Below are 17,657 nucleotides of genomic sequence, written 5' to 3' on the forward strand. Positions count from 1 at the left end.
TTTAGCAAGCAAACCATTAACTCAAAGTTTCAACCCATTTAGTTCAGTAAAAGATGACGATAACATTCATATTTTGCAGTACTTTTTGCATAGACATCTGCATTTTCTAAGGTATGATGAAAATAATTTTTTTCATATCTAGAGTCTTTAGGAAAGATCATGCACGATGAATCCAGCCCGTCGTGGGGCATGCGTGGCTTAAGAAAGTGGTTAGGAACTGCACCAGAAACTCGCGACGAATTGCTCAAACTCGTACAAGATTCACGTCGTTTTTTAGAGCCTGATACGGTTGCGATGCTTGAAGGTGTATTCGATCTTCCTGCGACTAAAATCCGCGAAGTCATGACACCGCGCACAGCGATGATTAGCCTGCAAGAAGATGATGAATTACTCGATATTTTGCATGTCTTGATTGAATCAGCGCACTCACGCTTTCCTGTGTTTTCGTCCGATCAACCTGATAATGTGGTCGGCATTTTGTTGGCGAAAGATTTACTGCCTTTCTTGACCGAAAAAGCCAGCAAAGTCGATATTCGGGTGCTCATGCGTCAGCCACTTTTTGTCCCTGAAAGTGCACGCTCTGACCAAGTGTTACGTATGCTAAAAAACACTCAGACACATATTGCTGTGGTGATTGATGAATATGGCACCACATCAGGTTTGGTCACACTTGAAGATATTCTGGAAGAGATTGTCGGTGAAATTGAAGATGAACACGACATGGTCGATGAAGAAGCTCAATATATTGTCCCTGATGATGATCCCAAAACTGCCAATACTTGGTTGGTGCAGGCACTTACACCAATCGAACACTTTAACAATCTTTTAGATGCTGATTTTCCTGATGATGAAGTAGAAACTATGGGCGGTTTGTTGCTTCAAGAAATTGGTTTAGTGAGCGATTTACAAGGTCAAGTGATTGAAATTGGCGATTGGGAATTTACCATTGTAGAAGCAGATGCACGTACTATTCATCTGATTCGAGCTGTCCTTAAATGAGAACATACTTTCATGCGCTGTTAACGTCTTCACAACAACAAAAACAGCTCCCCATGATTTTCCCTTTGATTATTTCCCTTTGTTCGGGTGCCATGTTGAGTTTTGCATTGGCGCCTTACTATTACTGGTGGATTGCCCTACTTTCCCCTGCCTTACTCTATGCCTGCTTGCGCCAACGTTCAGCCAAACACGCATTCTTCATTGGCTGGAGTTATGGCTTTGGGCTGTGGTTTGTTGGTGCTTTTTGGCTCTACACCTCCATTCATGTCTACGGCGATACCAGTGCCGTGCTCAGTGTGCTCATGATTGCCATTATGGCACTGGCAATGGGACTCTTCACCGCACTACAAACTTGGATATATCGCAGATTTTTCCCAGAAACACCACTCACCTTTGCTCCGCTTTGGGTGTTTTTTGAATGGGCGAAAACCTGGGTCTTTACTGGCTTTCCATGGCTGTTTGTCGGCTATGCGTTTACCGAACGCTTCCTCGATGGCTATGCCCCGCTGTTTGGCGTATTCGGGGTGTCTTTCGTCGTCATCCTCTTGGCCTGCGCGATTGTGGAAATCCTCAACAAACGTCTATTCTGGTTGGTTCCTTCGCTGATTTTACTGCTCGGGGCTTGGGGGGTTGCACAACTACAGTTTGTTCAACCTAAGAATGAAAAACCACTTTCAGTTTCTCTGATTCAAGGCAATATTCCGCAAGACTTAAAATGGCTGACCGAATACCAAACCCAGACCTTAATGATCTATGCTGAACTCAGTCGTAGTGAATGGGGACGTGATTTAATCGTTTGGCCTGAATCTTCCATTCCAATGTTCCAAACCGACATTCAGCCATTTTTAAATGCCATGAAAGTTCAAGCGCAAAAAACGGATACGGGATGGGTTACAGGAATTCCTTATTGGGATTTAAAAGCATCTCAGCAACAAGGCTCCCCAATGTTCTATAACAGCATCATGGCTTTGGGCAGTCAATCCGAAGGACTGTATAAAAAACAACGTCTGGTGCCCTTTGGTGAATACATTCCCCTATCTGGTATGCTGAGTTGGGTATTGCCCGCCTTACAAAATGACCCGACTATGAGTGGTTTTTCACGTGGTGCATCCGATCAGCAACCCTTACATATCAAACAGCATAATTTAGCCGCTGCAATTTGCTATGAAGTGGCTTATCCGAATCTAACACGACGGAATGCCAGCAACAGTGACTTCCTTGTGACCGTTTCTAATGATGCGTGGTTTACAGGTACGGCAGGCCCTTGGCAACATTTACAAATGGTGCAAATGCGCGCCAAAGAGAATGGGCGTTGGTTTATTCGTGCCACCAATACTGGTGTAACTGCCTTTATTGATCATCAAGGGCATATTGTGCGCCAAGCGCCGATTGATCAAAAAGCAGTACTACGGGGTGATTTACCTGCAATGCAAGGTCAGACACTCTACAATCGTCTAAGTGACTGGCCAATCCTCGGATTTTCAGCGCTACTTTTGATTATGGGTTGGTTCTTCCGCCCACGAAAAGTTGATATTTCATTTAAAAGCAGACGCTAATAAAAAAGGGAGATTTTGAAATCTCCCTTTTTTTATTCTGATGCTTAATCAAACTTCAGAAATCTAGAATCAATTAAAACATTGAAGCAAACTGACTCGCAAAATAAGCGACCAAGCTAGATAAAAACAGCATCGGTACATAACGATAGGCAGAAAAGATTGTTTGCTCAATGACAGAATTCAGACTTTGCGATTGCCAAACGGTTGCTTTGAGCGCACTCATAAAACACACCGTGACCCATGCACTCATGACACTTAAGGTCAAAAAACCAATCATAATCTGGCTGCTGCCTTCGGTATGTTGCCATAAAGTCATGGCCCCATTCATCATCGGCAAGACAGTTAAAATCAATAGAACAGATTTCAGCATCGCCCAATGAAATTGGGTGATTTCATCTGATAAAACGAATGCTTTCATTCTATTCTCCCCATCACATTTTTGTTCTTAAATTTATTATGCTAGGTTTTTTTCAAATAAAAAGTCTATTTATCCATATACTTGACAATTTTTGTAAACATTACGGCTAGGAATAATTCTTATTATAACTCTCAAAAACTATTTATTATTTTTATTTATTTAAATTCAAATACTTATATTAATATTAATGAATAAGAAAGATTATCACTTTATTTATAATTGAATCACTCAATAAAATAAAGTGATAATTTCCATCCATTAACTCAGGCGATATTGATTAAGGTTGATAATAAATATCGGCATCAGTCCCTTCGCCACCTTCTTTACCATCGGCACCAAACGAATATAAATCGAAAGCACGACCTTCAGCACCTGGGTTAATGTATTGAATATCATTTTCCCAACTGTCTTTTGGATAACCACCTTTGACATAACCACCCTGCATCCAATTTTTTGCCGACGCGGGCTGATTCACCAAGGCATCTAAACCACCATCTTGCATCGATGGGTATTTACCATTATCTAATTTATATTGATCCAGCGCACCTGCAACCCCTTTTAAGGTGATCACCGTGGTATCGACTTTGGCTTTTTCACCACGCCCCATGACATTCGGTACAATCAGCGCAGCCAACACCCCTAAAATAACAATCACCACCATCACTTCAATTAAAGTAAAACCCGATTGTTTGGTTTGATATTTATTCACTTGCATTCAACCACTCACTCTTCAATCTTTATATTCTTTAAATCATATTGTTCATATTAACGATCGGCAGCATCACTGCAATCACAATCACCAATACAATACTGGCCATAAGCACCAACATTAGCGGTTCAAGTAACGCCAATAAAGTCGAAATTAGGGTCGTAACTTCTCGATCTTGCATGGCCGCAGCACGCTCCAACATGCGATCTAATTCACCTGAGGCTTCGCCACTTTTGATCATTTGTACCATCATCGGGGGGAAATAACCACTGCGCTCCAGTTGGGTGGCCAAGTTGCCTCCTTCCGTAACTTTTTCAGCCGCCAAATCGACCGAATCCCGAATCACCCAGTTATTGCTGACCGCAGCACCAATGCGTAATGCATCTACTAGCGGTACACCTGACTTGGTTAGAATAGACAAGGTACTGGCAAACCGTGCTGCATTAATACCACGTGATAATTTACCAAATAATGGCAATTTGAGCGTTAAACGATCAAAAGCATAATGTCCTGCGGTGCTCTTTAAAAACCGTAAAAGAAACACGATCCCCAACACCGTTGTAATGATTAAAAATGGCCAAGCTACGCGAATAAAGGCACTGGCTTTCATCAGCGCAACTGTAATCCAAGGCAAAGCATCTTTATTTTGATCGAAAGTTTTGACAATATCGGGAACCACGTAGGTCATCAGCCCCATCACAATCGCAAAAGACATCAGCATTAAAATAATTGGGTAAATCATGGCACCTTGAATTTTCTTTTGCATGGCAAAGCGATTCTCGGTGTAATCTGCCAATTGCTCCAGAATCAAATCCAGATGACCTGAACGCTCGCCCGCCGCAATTGTTGCACGGTAAAGTTCAGGAAAACGCCCAGATTGCTGCAAGGCATTGGCTAAAGAGTGTCCTTCCAAAACTTTGGAACGAACCGACACAATTAATTGTTGCACATGGGCTTTTTCACTTTGCTTGGCAACCGCTCGTAAAGCTTCTTCTAATGGAATTGCCGCAGCCACCAACACCGACAATTGACGCGTAAAAAGAGCTAAATCATAGGCGGTAATCTTTTTTTGAAACCAGCGCGATCCTTGCTGTTTGGTTTTGTGTTCTACAGGATCGACACTAATCGGGATGAGAGATTTCTCACGTAATTGCTGACGTATTTGTCGTGCCGAATCACCTTCTAGCACGCCTTTTTGCTGCTTCCCTAAAGCATCAATGGCGGTAAATTGATATGCAGGCATTGTAATGCTCTAATTTTCCGAAATTTCCTTCAGCGCTGTTGCGTCTGACCCCTAAAATCATTCATATTCTTCAATATAAATTTTATTTGCACACTCTAACATAACTCAAGACTTCACACGACGAACATTCAGCCGGAACCTTTGACCCTTTTATGCCAAATACAGTATCGCCCCCTTTCGTGCCTTATCGGATTCGCGTAGCCGTTCCAGCCCATGTTTATGACTGTTTCGACTATCAAATTTCCGCAGATGATTATGCGCAGGCGAAGGTTGGAGCGCGTGTTGCTGTGCCCTTTGGATCTCGAAATTTAATTGGTGTGATTATGCAAAAACTCACACCTGACACTCCTGAGAATCCCAAGTTTAAGCTAAAACCCATTCAAGCTTTGCTAGATGACGATGCCATTCTAGACAGTAAAGTTTTAACTTTGTTGACATGGGCAGCGCAATATTATCAATTTCCAATTGGTGAAGTGGTGCAAAGCGCCTTGCCAAGCTTATTACGTCAAGGCAAACCGTATGATCTGTTGGCCCACATGTGGCGGCTGCTTGACCTACATGCAGATGAAAAAGTTAAACGCTCTGAAAAACAACAACATGCTTATAAAATTTTAAAACTCCACCCCGCAGGTACGGCAGAAAATATTCTGAATTTGGCGGGCATTGAAACCGCGACTTTAAAAGCGCTGGAAAAGAAAGGCATCTGTGAAGCCTATTTAGAACAAAAAGATTTTAGCCCACAAGCCCTGAGTTTGGCGCAAATGCCACTGACCGCCAATCCCGATCAAAAGCATGCCATTCAGCAGGTATTGAAATCGCTCTCGTCTTATCATGCCTATTTACTGGATGGTTTAACGGGCAGTGGTAAAACAGAAGTTTACTTGCAAATCATGTACGAGGTACTAAAACAAGGCAAACAAGTGTTGGTCTTAGTGCCTGAAATTGGCTTGACACCACAAACCATCAGCCGTTTTCAATCGCGTTTCCACTGCCATATTGCCCTGCTGCACTCAGGACTGACAGATGCTAAACGTTTACAAGCATGGCAAAGTGCACAAATGGGCAAAGCCTCGATTATTTTAGGCACACGTTCCGCAATTTATACCCCATTGCACAATTTAGGCTTAATCATTTTAGATGAAGAGCATGATCTGTCTTTTAAACAGCAAGAAGGCTTTCGTTATCATGCTCGTGATGTCGCGCTCTATCGCGCGCATTTGGAAAACTGTCCCATTATTTTAGGTTCAGCAACACCGAGCATGGAAAGTTATGCACTGGCCGATCAAGGTAAACTGACCCGACTAGAATTAAATGAACGTGCAGGCACAGCACTGTTGCCCAAATTACATATCTTGGATTTAAAAGTCGGGCGCAAACAGCATGGTTTTAGTCAGTTTTTACTGGATGAAATGCACAAGCGTCTAGCGCGCAAAGAACAAGTACTGATTTTTCTCAATCGACGGGGCTATGCCCCTGTACTGATTTGTGAAAGTTGTGCTTGGCAAGCGAAATGTCCGCATTGTGATGCCAACTTTACTATACATACCCAACCTTATCAGCATTTGCATTGTCATCATTGTGGCACCATTCATCGCATGCCAGACCATTGCCCGCAATGTCATCACACTGAGCTCAAACCGATTGGCATGGGCACCGTCAAAGTTGAAGAAAGTTTAAAAGAACTCTTTCCAGAATTTGAAGTCATTCGGGTCGATCGAGATTCCACCAGTCGTGTTGGTAGCTGGCAAAAAATTTATGATCGCATTCAAAAAAGCGAGCCGATTATTTTACTCGGCACGCAAATGCTTGCCAAAGGGCATCATTTTCCCTATGTCTCTTTGGTGGCAATTCTAGACATTGATTCAGGCTTACTCAGTGTCGATTTCCGTGCACCAGAACGCACTGCCCAACTCATTGTTCAAGTGGCGGGGCGCGCAGGTCGTGGTGAGAAAAAAGGCGATGTCTATTTACAGACCTTACGCCCAGAACACCCGTTATTGCACACTTTAGTGGATGGTGATTATCGACAATTTGCTCGCCAGACGTTGAAAGAACGACAACAGGCGTTATTTCCACCGTTTCGTTATGCTGCGCTGATTCGCTGTGAATCGAAAAGTCAGGAACAAAATCAACAGTATCTTACCGAACACGCACAACAACTGCGTCAGATTTCCGAACTCAACATCGATATTTGGGGACCTATTCCTGCACCAATGGAACGTAAAGCGGGTCGTTATCAAGCGCATATGGTGCTATTGTCTCAAGATCGGGCACGTTTACATTATTATTTGAGAGCATGGTGGCAAAACATGTTGCAGCACAAACCTGCCAACATGAAACTGAGTCTGGATATAGACCCACAGGAATTGAGTTGAGTCTAAGTCAGCACTTCAGCAAGTCATCACAATTTTTAATTTCAGGATAGATGCATGTCGTTATTGTTGCAAATCACGCTTTTTTTAGGTGCCGCGCTGATGGTGGTGCCACTACTAAAACGATTCGGCATTGCTACAGTCTTGGGATATTTAATCACAGGGATTCTTTTGGGACCTCACGTCCTGAACATTGCCAATGATCCCGAAGCTATTCAGAAACTCGCTGAATTCGGCGTCATTCTTTTGATGTTTTTAATTGGTCTAGAACTAAGACCACAACGACTCTGGAATTTACGTCAATCTATTTTTGTCATGGGCAGCGCCCAAGTCGGCATCACGGCGCTCGTCATTGGATGCATCCTCTTATTGGTGTTGCAACAAGGTATGGCTGCCAGTTTGGTCATTGGTAGTGCACTGGCGTTGTCATCCACCGCCTTTGTGTTGCAACTGCTCACAGAAAAGCAGCAACTGAATACCAGTTATGGACAGCAATCTTTCTCTATTTTACTGTTTCAAGACATCGCAGCGATTCCTCTGATTGCCGTGATTCCTCTTCTGGCAGGCGTAGAATCAACGCATTATGGCATTGCTTATTTTGCTGCCATTGTGGCGGCATTTACAGGACTATTCCTTTTTAGCCGTTATTTAATTCGCCCCTTTTTCCGTTTTGTAGCCAAAACAGGTGCGCATGAACTGATTACTGCGGTTGGGCTATTTATTGTTTTAGCCGTGGTGATGTTGATGGATCTACTCAATATCAGCACCACACTAGGTGCATTCTTAACGGGAGTATTATTGGCAGATTCCGAGTTCCGACATGAACTGGAAGCCAGTATTGCACCATTTAAAGGACTGTTACTGGGTCTGTTTTTTATGACGGTGGGCATGCTGACCCCCATTCATATTTTATGGCAACAACCTGTGTTTATTCTGGCAGGCGCAGTACTCCTCTTGCTGGTTAAGTTTACGACGCTCACGGCGATTGCGCGTTATTATCAGGTCTCTTGGCCCAACAGCTTGCTGCTTGCCAGTTGTTTGGCACAGGGTGGAGAGTTTGCCTTTGTGGTGTTCAGCGTAGCACAAGATGAACAACTTATTTCTGCTGCCAGCATTGCACCCATCACCCTCATCGTGATTATCTCCATGATGTTGACCCCAATTTTGTATTGGGTGATTCGCCAAGGTGTGGTGCCGCGTCTTACGCCTGTTACAGTCCCTGAATATGATGATATTCCTGAACAACACTCCGCCATGATTATTGCGGGCTTTGGTCGGTTTGGACAAATCATTGCCCGTATCGCGCATTTACAGCATCAAAAATTTACCGCCATCGACAGTAATTTAGAAAAAGTCGATTTTGTACGTAACTATGGTGGTCATTTATATTATGGCGATGCCACCCATCCTGATATTTTAAGAGCTGCGGGCATTGAACACGCCAAGGTGTTTATTTTAGCCATTGATGATATTGAAGACTCGATGAATGTGGCACGGCATATCCGCCTCAATTACCCCGAGTTACAGTTATTAGTCAGAGCACGAGATCGACATCATGTACACTTATTACGTGACTTGGGTGTCCAGCACATTTGGCGAGAAACCTATTTATCTTCACTTGGTATGGCATATAAAGCCTTGTGTGATTTAGGCATTAGCGAAACCGATGCCCAAAAAAGTATTGAGTTATTTCGCGATTATGATGAACAACTCTTGGCACAGCAACAACGCGTTTATACCGACGAACAAAAGGTATATGAATCGCACCGAAACGCCCTTGCTGAGCTGGAACATTTGTTTGAGCGTGATACAGAAATTCGAATGGTAGAAACAGGTGTAAATTTACAACGTGGTTTAGATTCTACCCGAATAGATGTGACACGAGATGAAGCAAATTGACTTGTGTTTTACAATATCGCCACCATTAAAGCAGGGTTTTGGAGAAAATTATGTCTGATATACGTCAACGCTTTTATATTGAAGATTGCCCTGTTCGTGGTGAAGTCGTTCATTTGGAAGAAACCTTACAAACGATTCTTGCCCAACGTGACTATGCACAAGCCGTACAAATTTTACTGGGTGAAATGCTCAGTGCAACCGCCTTGCTTGCCAGCACGCTGAAAATTAAAGGGCGTATCAGCTTACAAATTCAAGCCTCTGGAACATTTAAATGGGCCATGGCAGAATGCAACCATTTAGGTGAAGTTCGTGCCTTAGCCGACTATGAAGAAGATCCGCGTTTCCACGCCGCAACTGACAGCAGTACGGTGCTAAAAGCGCTCAGTAATCCAATTCTTTTTATTAACATTGAACCTGAATTTGGTGAGCGTTATCAAGGGATTGTACCTTTAGATCAACCTACATTAGCGGGCTGCTTAATGCAGTATTATGATCTTTCAGCGCAAATTCCTACCCGTATTGTATTGGCAAGTACAGCGCAACGCTCGGGTGGTTTACTCATTCAGTTGTTACCGCGCATCAGTGAAGAAGAACAGCAACGGATCGATGAAGATTTATGGCCACGTCTGACTATGCTGACTGAAACATTAAAAATCGATGAGCTGACAGACTTAGATGCCAATGAAATTCTGTATCGTTTATACAATGAAGAAGACGTTCGCCTACCTGAAATTGAACAATTAAAGTTTGGCTGTACCTGTTCTAAAGAACGTTGTGCCAATGCTTTACAACAAATTGGCGTAGAAGCCGTACGTGAAACACTAGAGCATCAAAATCCGATTGCTATGGATTGCCAATTCTGTAATACCCAATATCAGTTCACGGCCGAAGAAGCCCTCGGTTTATTTGGCGAACATTTAAGTTAAGCGCTCATCAACTGTCTATCTGCCTGTTGTTATGCATTTCATTGCTAGCCAACAGGTAGTTTATCCTCTGCTAAATTAAATAGCCTCTAAGAACATTCCATGTCCACTTGCTACACCACAGCCCTGATTTCTGTGCGCTTGGAACAAGATGATATATTCAACGTATAAAAAGATACGCTAAAATAGCGTGACGAAGATAACAATTTTTTTGTTGAACTGCGTCTCTACATGATAAAAAAATCATCATTTCAATATGTGATTCATTCAAACTTAACGGATATACACTGAGGTAATATTTCATGGGAACTCGCTTTCTTTCCCGTACGGTTTTCGTTACAACTTTGCTGTGCAGCACCTACAGCTTAGCAACCACTGATCCTCTGATTGGCAGATGGAAAACCATGGATGATCGTACAGGTCACTCACTGGCAGATGTCATCATCAGTAAAAACCAGCATAATATATACAGTGCACAAGTGATCGAAATACGCTCATTATCAGGCAAGGATAAACTGACCACTTGCCACAAATGTACAGGCCATTTAAAAAATCAACCGATGATTGGCTTAACCATTTTATCGGGTTTAAAGAAAAACCCTGAAAAGCACAACCAATATATTGAAGGCAAATTTCTTGATCCGCTTTCAGGACATCATTATGCTTCGGAAGCACATTTAGTTCAGCACGCCAAATATTTGCAAATTCGCGCTCAAGAGGCTGGTTCTTCGAATGTTCGCCAGATGACATGGGTGAAAGTCCAGTAAAATTCAAACCCAGCTATGCCAACAAAAAAGCCCTCTGTGGGCTTTTTTTGATTGTCATGATTTGAAACAAATACGAACAGTTCTACACTACTTCCCACTTTCAGAAAGACATAATAATATTGATTAAATTATCATCGATTTTATTAAACACGTATGTCTAAAAATTATTATGAAATTCTAGGAGTACCACGCAATGCTCCTCCCGACCAAATTAAAAAAGCCTATCGGAAGCTAGCGCGAAAGTACCACCCTGATATTAGTAAAGAAAGTGATGCTGAAGCCCGTATGCAAGAACTTAACATCGCATACGACACGCTGAGTAACGAAGAAAAGAAAAAAGAATATGACTTCATCCTAGATCATCCTGAAGGCTTTTCAGGATTTGGGGGACAGGCAGGTGCATCTGGGTTTGATGATGCTCAATTTTATCGACAAGGATTTAACCAAGGTAATTCTTCAGATTTTTCAGGCTTTGAAGACTTATTTGGTCGCTTTGGAACTGGTTTTGGAGGAGGGAGTTATCAATATAAACAAAAACAGTCATCTTTTCGGGGTGAAGATCAACATGCCAAGCTAGAGATTGACTTAGATGTTGCCTTTCATGGCACTTCTCAACAAATTACGCTGCAAATTCCAAGCATTAATGCTTATGGTGAACCTGAAGTCCAACGTAAAACCCTAGAAGTCAAAATTCCGAAAGGAATGAAAGAAGGACAACAAATTCGCTTGGCAGGTCAAGGACAAACAGGTATCCGTGGAGGTGAAAATGGTGATTTGTATATCGAAATTTACTACAAAGATACCGCGCAATACCGCGTTGAAGGTGCGGATATTTATTACACGCTGCCTGTGACCCCATGGGAAGCCGCGTTAGGACAACAAATTGAATTACTCACGCCAGCAGGTACTAAAGTTCAGGTGAACCTCCCCAAAAATGCCAAAACAGGACAACAATTACGTTTAAAAAATCAAGGGATTCCCAATAAAACAGCAGGACATTTATTCTTGATTCTAAATATTGTGAATCCACCTGCACAAAACGCTGAGCAAGAACAAGCTTACCGCGCTTTTGCTGAAGCCTTTAAGCAGTTTAAGCCTCGACAACTTTAAGGAGAACGCTATGACAACTATTCATTATCGAGAAATTATTTGCGACGGTTATAGCACCGCAGAGATCGTCGATGAACATCGTAGTTTCGATTTAAAACACTTTGCCGAAGCCTGTGGTCAAAGCCCAGAATGGGTTTTACAACTACTGGAATACGATATTTTAGCCACACGCCCAGAAGAGCGGATTCATCAATTCTTTGGTGAAGATGTCACCCGTGCGCGTAAAGCCTATCGTTTACAACGTGACTTTGATGCCAGTTTTTCAGCAGTCGCTATGATGTTGGATCTTATTGATGAAGTACAACAATTACGTCGCCAAGTTCGACATGCTCACATACAAGAATCATAAACCCTTGATGCAGCCCGTTCCTTGAGATTGAAACATCATTGAATGGGTTGTTGTTCTTTTATCATTTACTTGAGAGAAATACGGTTACTATGAAGACAAAAGAATGTAATAAGAAAGTTAAACTGATGTTTCCTGAGCATCGTGAAATTATTCCACAGTTGCGTCAGGATAATCCGCATTTTGCGAAAATTTTCGAAGAACACGCAGAGTTGGATCAGGAAATTTACCAACGTGAGTTGAATCCAGTGTTTCGTATCAATGATGATATTGAAGCGTTAAAGCGTAAAAAACTGCGTCTCAAGGATGAGATTTATCGCTTACTGCAACATCATGTAAATTCACAAGCCTAAGTGGTGCATGATGCCATTAAAATAAAATCAGATCGTACTTTTTAGGCTATATAGAGCATATAAAATGAAGATGTCAGTTTCGTGACATCTTCTTGTATTGTCTCGTGATTATTTTAATTTTGTCAGTTTTTCTACTTCTTTCAAAGTCACTTTAACCCCTTGCTTGATAGGTTCATAATCGAGAAACCAGAGCAAGCCCACATGCTGATCTTGGTGCTGCTGTGCCAACATATCAATGACGCTTTTTTCTCCACGACCCACCAAGTGCCGACGATAAAAATACAATAGGAGCCAAACGGTCGTGATCAACATCACCATCAACATCAACCAAAAGCCAATTGGAGATTTTAATCCTGGTATAAATTCAAAATTCATACCATATATCCCTGTCAGTAAAGTTAATGGTGCGAAAATGGCAGTAATAATTGCCAAAATCCGCATATTTTCATTGGTTTGGTTAGCAATCGCTGAAAAATGTAATTCGATTGCGGCCTGTACTGCACTGCGTAAACGCGTCGTATGCTTTTGAATCCGCTCCACATGACTGACCAAATCGTCGGTACGTACCAACACAATATCGCGTTTTTCGGAGCGCTTTTTGGATTTCAAGTGTGAATAGTTTTCAACAATTTCATCGCGTAATTCTTGCAAGACCTCTATTTGCTCTTCACACAAATTTTCAATTTGCTGAAATGCCATGTTTTCTTGTAACAACTGATTCCACTTGGTAAAACGTCGATGGCCTTGCAATAACTCTTGTTGCCAATATTCTACGCGTCGTGTCAACGGAACTCTCAAATCCAAGTAACCATCAACCATGGCATTGAGTAAACGTAAAGCCAAATCTAAAGGGCTATGCGACAGTTTACGGGGTTTGTTTTGCTCACTCAGAGTGCGTGCCGCAATTGATTTTACCCGTTCAATATATTGCTCAATAATTTGATTGCCCTGCTCCCGTACGGTAATCAACACTTGTGACGTCAGGATAAAACTAATCGGTGTAGTGGACAGCCCAAAAAAACGCTCATGCTGTTCTAACGCTTGTTCACCTGTCTTAATTTTGTCATCTGGCGTAATGAGTTTTCGGAAAATGAGCAAGTCATAATCTTCCATCGCATCGAAAGCACACGGATGCTCCAGATTTAAAATATCTCTTAGGTGAAACTCGTTCAGACTCACCCCAGTCATTTCAAACATTTGACTTTGCCAGTCTTCGGCATGATTTACGACATCTTCGCGGGTACTATCAATCCAGATAAATTCAGGCTCCACATCATCCAATGCCTGTTGTTGTACGTAAATATAAGCATCCGTGGGATGTTGATAAAAATAGTAGCTTTGCATCTATTCTGTCACTCTATTCCGTCAATCTTGTTGTTTAATTCATGCGATTGAGTGTAATGCATTATGCTTAGGATATTCATTTTTATCGCAATTTCACCACAAACTTTATGGTTTTACACCGCACTGAAATAAAAAATTAAGCATAAAAAAGCCCGCTCAGTAGAGCAGGCTTTTTATTAAAAGATGATCAACGCATTAAACTTGTTCAACATCTTTCATGGTTAACTTGATACGACCACGGTTGTCGACATCAGCAACTTGTACTCTCACTTCCTGACCTTCAGCCAATACGTCTGCAACATTGGCAATACGTTCGTTCGAAATTTGTGAAATGTGAAGTAAGCCGTCAGTGCCTGGTAAAATATTTACGAACGCACCGAATTCAACAATACGAATGACTTTACCTGTGTAAATTGTGCCTGGCTCAATTTCAGCAGTAAGCGCTTGGATTTTTGCAACAGCAGCAGCAGCAGCGGCTTTAGTTTCACCAAATACACGAACTGTACCGTTGTCTTCAATATCAATTGCAGCTTTCGTTTCTTCCGTAATGGCACGGATGGTTGCACCACCTTTACCAATCACGTCACGAATCTTGTCTGGGTTGATGTTGATTACTTGGAACGTTGGTGCATGCATTGAAATTTCAGAACGTGCACGAGAAATCACTTGATTCATTTCGTTCAAAATGTGCATACGACCCGCATACGCTTGATTCAATGCAGATTCCATGATTTCTTCAGTGATGCCTTCAATCTTGATGTCCATTTGAAGTGCAGTAATACCGTTTGCAGAACCTGCTACTTTAAAGTCCATATCACCTAAGTGATCTTCGTCACCCAAGATGTCAGAAAGTACTGCGAAACGCTCGCCTTCTTTCACTAGACCCATTGCGATACCCGCAACTGGTGCTTTCAATGGAACACCTGCATCCATAAGGGATAAAGAAGCACCACATACAGAAGCCATTGAAGATGAACCGTTTGATTCAGTAATATCCGATACGATACGAATGACGTACGGGAAGCGGTCAGCCGCAGGAAGAACAGCTTGTACACCACGACGCGCCAAACGACCGTGACCAATTTCACGACGCTTAGGACCAGATTCACGACCTGTTTCACCGACAGAGTATGCAGGGAAGTTGTAGTGCAACATGAAGTTGTCAGTTTTAGTACCTGCAAGGGTATCAACCATCAATGCATCACGTGTATTACCCAAAGTGGTGGTGACCAACGCCTGAGTTTCACCACGTGTGAATAATGCAGAACCATGCGCACGACCTAATACGCCCACTTGAACATCAATCGCACGAACAGTTTTCGTGTCACGACCATCAATACGTGGTTTACCAGACAAGATGTTGTCACGTACGGTGCGGTATTTCAAATCTTCGAATAATTCGTTTACTTCGTCAGCAATACCAGTTTCATCATTTTCAGGAACAAACTGTGCAACGGCTTCTGCATAAAGTGCATCAAGTGCCGCATAACGGTCTTGTTTCACTGCAATGGTATAAGCTTCAGAGATTTTCGCTTCGAAAGCAGCTTTTAATTGCTCAAGAAGGACTTCATTTTTAGTTGGAGCAACCCAAGTTGACTCAACTGCACCCGCAGCGGCTGCAAATTCTTTAATTGCTTGAATCGCGATTTGCATTTCGTCATGACCGAAAAGCACGGCACCCAACATTTGGTCTTCTGAAAGTTCTTTCGCTTCAGATTCAACCATAAGAACTGCTGATTCTGTACCTGCAACCACAAGGTCAAGATCACTTTCTTTCAACTGTTCGTTGTTTGGGTTAAGAATGTATTCACCGTTGATTAAACCAACACGTGCGCCACCAATTGGACCACGGAACGGTGTACCTGCAATCGACATCGCTGCAGATGTACCTAACATTGCTGCAATATCAGCTTCCATAGTTTTATCAGAAGAAATAACCGTTGCAGTTACTTGAATTTCGTTGAAATAACCTTCTGGGAACAACGGACGAATTGGACGGTCAATGAGGCGTGAAATTAAAGTTTCAGCTTCAGATGCACGACCTTCACGCTTGCCATAACCACCTGGGATACGACCCGCAGCATATTGTTTTTCTTGGTAGTTAACAGTCAATGGGAAGAAGTCTTGACCCGCTTTTGCTTTAGGCTGTGCAACAACTGCAACCAAAACAGTCACGCCACCCATTGTAACCACAACCGTGTTTGCTTGACGTGCAACACGACCTGTTTCAAGTACGACATTGTACTGACCGTATTGGAATTCTTTACGAATAATATTAAACATAGACATGTATTTTTTTCCTAGTTCTTGTGAACAGCTATTCTAGTGGAGACCCCTAAGGTTTGGCATTCGCAACCAAAAGCTTGCGCAAATGACAAAGCTTAGAAGCCGACCTCACTAGACACACTATTTTCAAACACAAAGAAGGAGCGAAACATTCGCCCCTTCCCCATTATCTAGACATAGCTAGATATACTTCAGTTTTCAGTAATACAGCATTTGACATGCAATAATCCGAAAATAAAAGTTTCAATCGAATTAACGACGTAAACCTAAAGCACCGATCAAAGCAACATAACGGCCATGATCTTTACCATTTAGGTAGTCAAGTAACTTACGACGTTGGTTAACCATACGGATAAGACCGCGACGGCTATGGTGATCGTGCTTGTGCTCTTTAAAGTGACCTTGTAAGTCATTAATTTGAGCAGTTAAAAGCGCTACTTGAACTTCTGGTGAACCAGTGTCGTTTTCAGCACGAGCAAATTTAGCGATAATTTCTGCGCGATCTGTGTTTGTTAAAGCCATTCGATTTCTCCGAGATGCTTAATTAATTACATTTGATACAAATCAAATTGATTCTTCAAAACCAATTTGACTGCCGTGCATCACTACAGCAAGTCCGATATTTTAAGGGAAAATGCTGCTGATTGCAAAATATGCGCACTATTTAAATTTACTAAACAAAAAAAGAACCTGGTTTTGGACTTCAAGTATCCAATCTGGAATGAAATGTCATGCCATCCAAAATTAAAATTTAAAAAATGAACATTGGATCACATTTTCAATAAAATTTAACTGTGAAAGATACATTTTCTGACTGAGTAAAATACCAAATCTAAGCAATGCCCTTTTTAAGCCACAATACACAACTCTCTACCAATGCAATCATCCAACATCTATTTAAATAATAAAATGCCAGAGTATGACTGGTCCTGTTGTATACAATAAACAGCACATCAGGCTTCAACCCCCAAAATAATGTGCTTTATTTCTCACTAAAAACGATTTAATACAAGTTTAATCCTATTTCAAACATTCAAAATTTTGATACTTTTTGCAAATCCTAAAATATATTCATACAGAATGAAAAAAGCCCAAGCAAAGCTTGAGCTTTTTTCATTGCGCTGTAGTTCTTATATTTATTGTTATACTTGTTTTAATTATTGCGCATAATGCGCTTATTGTGACAAACAATCCTTGTTTCCACTTTATGTCCTTATGTGTAATATTTTGCCACAATAAAATCAGAAGACTAGAGGTGTTTTTCCAAACTCAGTGTACGTTTTTGCGTACATGGGTTTACATCAGCAAAAAATGAAGTCTATGAGAAAAAAT

Annotated in this window: 15 protein-coding genes; 9 read left to right on the forward strand and 6 right to left on the reverse strand. The window is 41.8% G+C overall.

The window, feature by feature from the left end; all coding sequences use genetic code 11:
• Nucleotides 1-159 precede the first annotated feature (159 nt).
• Both M5E07_RS14395 and lnt read left to right on the forward strand, forming a co-directional pair.
• Nucleotides 160-999 carry a CorC family transporter gene (locus tag M5E07_RS14395; RefSeq protein ID WP_116758736.1) on the forward strand — a complete coding sequence of 280 codons (840 nt, stop codon included), beginning with the start codon at nt 160-162 and terminating at the stop codon, nt 997-999.
• Complete coding sequence (gene lnt / locus M5E07_RS14400) at nt 996-2,555, forward strand: apolipoprotein N-acyltransferase (protein WP_252220264.1); 1,560 nt, start codon at nt 996-998, stop codon at nt 2,553-2,555. Before M5E07_RS14395 ends, lnt begins: the two co-directional genes overlap by 4 nt.
• A gap of 73 nt (nt 2,556-2,628) precedes the next feature.
• Here the strand turns inward: lnt and M5E07_RS14405 are convergent, their stop codons facing one another.
• The 3 genes from M5E07_RS14405 to gspF form a co-directional block, all read right to left on the reverse strand.
• A complete protein-coding gene (locus M5E07_RS14405; protein ID WP_252220266.1) occupies nt 2,629-2,973 on the reverse strand; it encodes a hypothetical protein in 345 nt (114 codons plus the stop codon).
• A 277-nt stretch (nt 2,974-3,250) separates the two neighbouring features.
• On the reverse strand, nt 3,251-3,688 hold the full coding sequence (gene gspG, locus M5E07_RS14410) for a type II secretion system major pseudopilin GspG (protein ID WP_116758739.1): 438 nt from the start codon (nt 3,686-3,688) through the stop codon (nt 3,251-3,253).
• A gap of 31 nt (nt 3,689-3,719) precedes the next feature.
• Nucleotides 3,720-4,925: a type II secretion system inner membrane protein GspF gene (gene gspF / locus M5E07_RS14415; protein WP_252220269.1), complete on the reverse strand. Its 1,206-nt coding sequence runs from the start codon at nt 4,923-4,925 to the stop codon at nt 3,720-3,722.
• Nucleotides 4,926-5,077: 152 nt separating this feature from the next.
• On the opposite strand from gspF, the gene M5E07_RS14420 reads away from it, so the two are divergent.
• The 7 genes from M5E07_RS14420 to M5E07_RS14450 all read left to right on the forward strand — a co-directional run bounded on the left by M5E07_RS14420 (nt 5,078) and on the right by M5E07_RS14450 (nt 12,695).
• Nucleotides 5,078-7,300, forward strand: a complete 2,223-nt coding sequence (locus tag M5E07_RS14420) for a primosomal protein N' (RefSeq protein ID WP_252220271.1) — start codon at nt 5,078-5,080, stop codon at nt 7,298-7,300.
• A gap of 54 nt (nt 7,301-7,354) precedes the next feature.
• Nucleotides 7,355-9,196 carry a monovalent cation:proton antiporter-2 (CPA2) family protein gene (locus M5E07_RS14425; RefSeq protein ID WP_252220273.1) on the forward strand — a complete coding sequence of 614 codons (1,842 nt, stop codon included), beginning with the start codon at nt 7,355-7,357 and terminating at the stop codon, nt 9,194-9,196.
• 50 nt (nt 9,197-9,246) lie between these two features.
• A complete protein-coding gene (gene hslO, locus M5E07_RS14430) occupies nt 9,247-10,122 on the forward strand; it encodes an Hsp33 family molecular chaperone HslO (RefSeq protein ID WP_252220275.1) in 876 nt (291 codons plus the stop codon).
• Nucleotides 10,123-10,421: 299 nt separating this feature from the next.
• Nucleotides 10,422-10,886 (forward strand): DUF2147 domain-containing protein, encoded by a 465-nt coding sequence (locus tag M5E07_RS14435; RefSeq protein ID WP_252220277.1) that lies wholly within the window; start codon nt 10,422-10,424, stop codon nt 10,884-10,886.
• Nucleotides 10,887-11,039: 153 nt separating this feature from the next.
• Nucleotides 11,040-11,996, forward strand: coding sequence for a DnaJ C-terminal domain-containing protein (locus M5E07_RS14440; RefSeq protein ID WP_116758745.1), 957 nt, complete (start codon nt 11,040-11,042; stop codon nt 11,994-11,996).
• 10 nt (nt 11,997-12,006) lie between these two features.
• On the forward strand, nt 12,007-12,345 hold the full coding sequence (locus M5E07_RS14445; protein WP_131264073.1) for a chaperone modulator CbpM: 339 nt from the start codon (nt 12,007-12,009) through the stop codon (nt 12,343-12,345).
• A gap of 89 nt (nt 12,346-12,434) precedes the next feature.
• A complete protein-coding gene (locus M5E07_RS14450) occupies nt 12,435-12,695 on the forward strand; it encodes an HP1242/YdcH family protein (RefSeq protein WP_116758747.1) in 261 nt (86 codons plus the stop codon).
• 108 nt (nt 12,696-12,803) lie between these two features.
• Here M5E07_RS14450 and M5E07_RS14455 read toward each other — a convergent pair whose 3' ends face one another.
• The 3 genes from M5E07_RS14455 to rpsO all read right to left on the reverse strand — a co-directional run bounded on the left by M5E07_RS14455 (nt 12,804) and on the right by rpsO (nt 16,847).
• Complete coding sequence (locus M5E07_RS14455) at nt 12,804-14,039, reverse strand: magnesium transporter CorA family protein (RefSeq protein ID WP_252220279.1); 1,236 nt, start codon at nt 14,037-14,039, stop codon at nt 12,804-12,806.
• Between the two features lie 195 nt (nt 14,040-14,234).
• On the reverse strand, nt 14,235-16,322 hold the full coding sequence (gene pnp / locus M5E07_RS14460; protein WP_171304924.1) for a polyribonucleotide nucleotidyltransferase: 2,088 nt from the start codon (nt 16,320-16,322) through the stop codon (nt 14,235-14,237).
• Nucleotides 16,323-16,577: 255 nt separating this feature from the next.
• A complete protein-coding gene (gene rpsO, locus M5E07_RS14465; protein ID WP_004656162.1) occupies nt 16,578-16,847 on the reverse strand; it encodes a 30S ribosomal protein S15 in 270 nt (89 codons plus the stop codon).
• Nucleotides 16,848-17,657: the final 810 nt, after the last annotated feature.

Origin of the sequence: Acinetobacter tibetensis (genome assembly GCF_023824315.1) — a bacterium.
Lineage (GTDB): Bacteria > Pseudomonadota > Gammaproteobacteria > Pseudomonadales > Moraxellaceae > Acinetobacter > Acinetobacter tibetensis.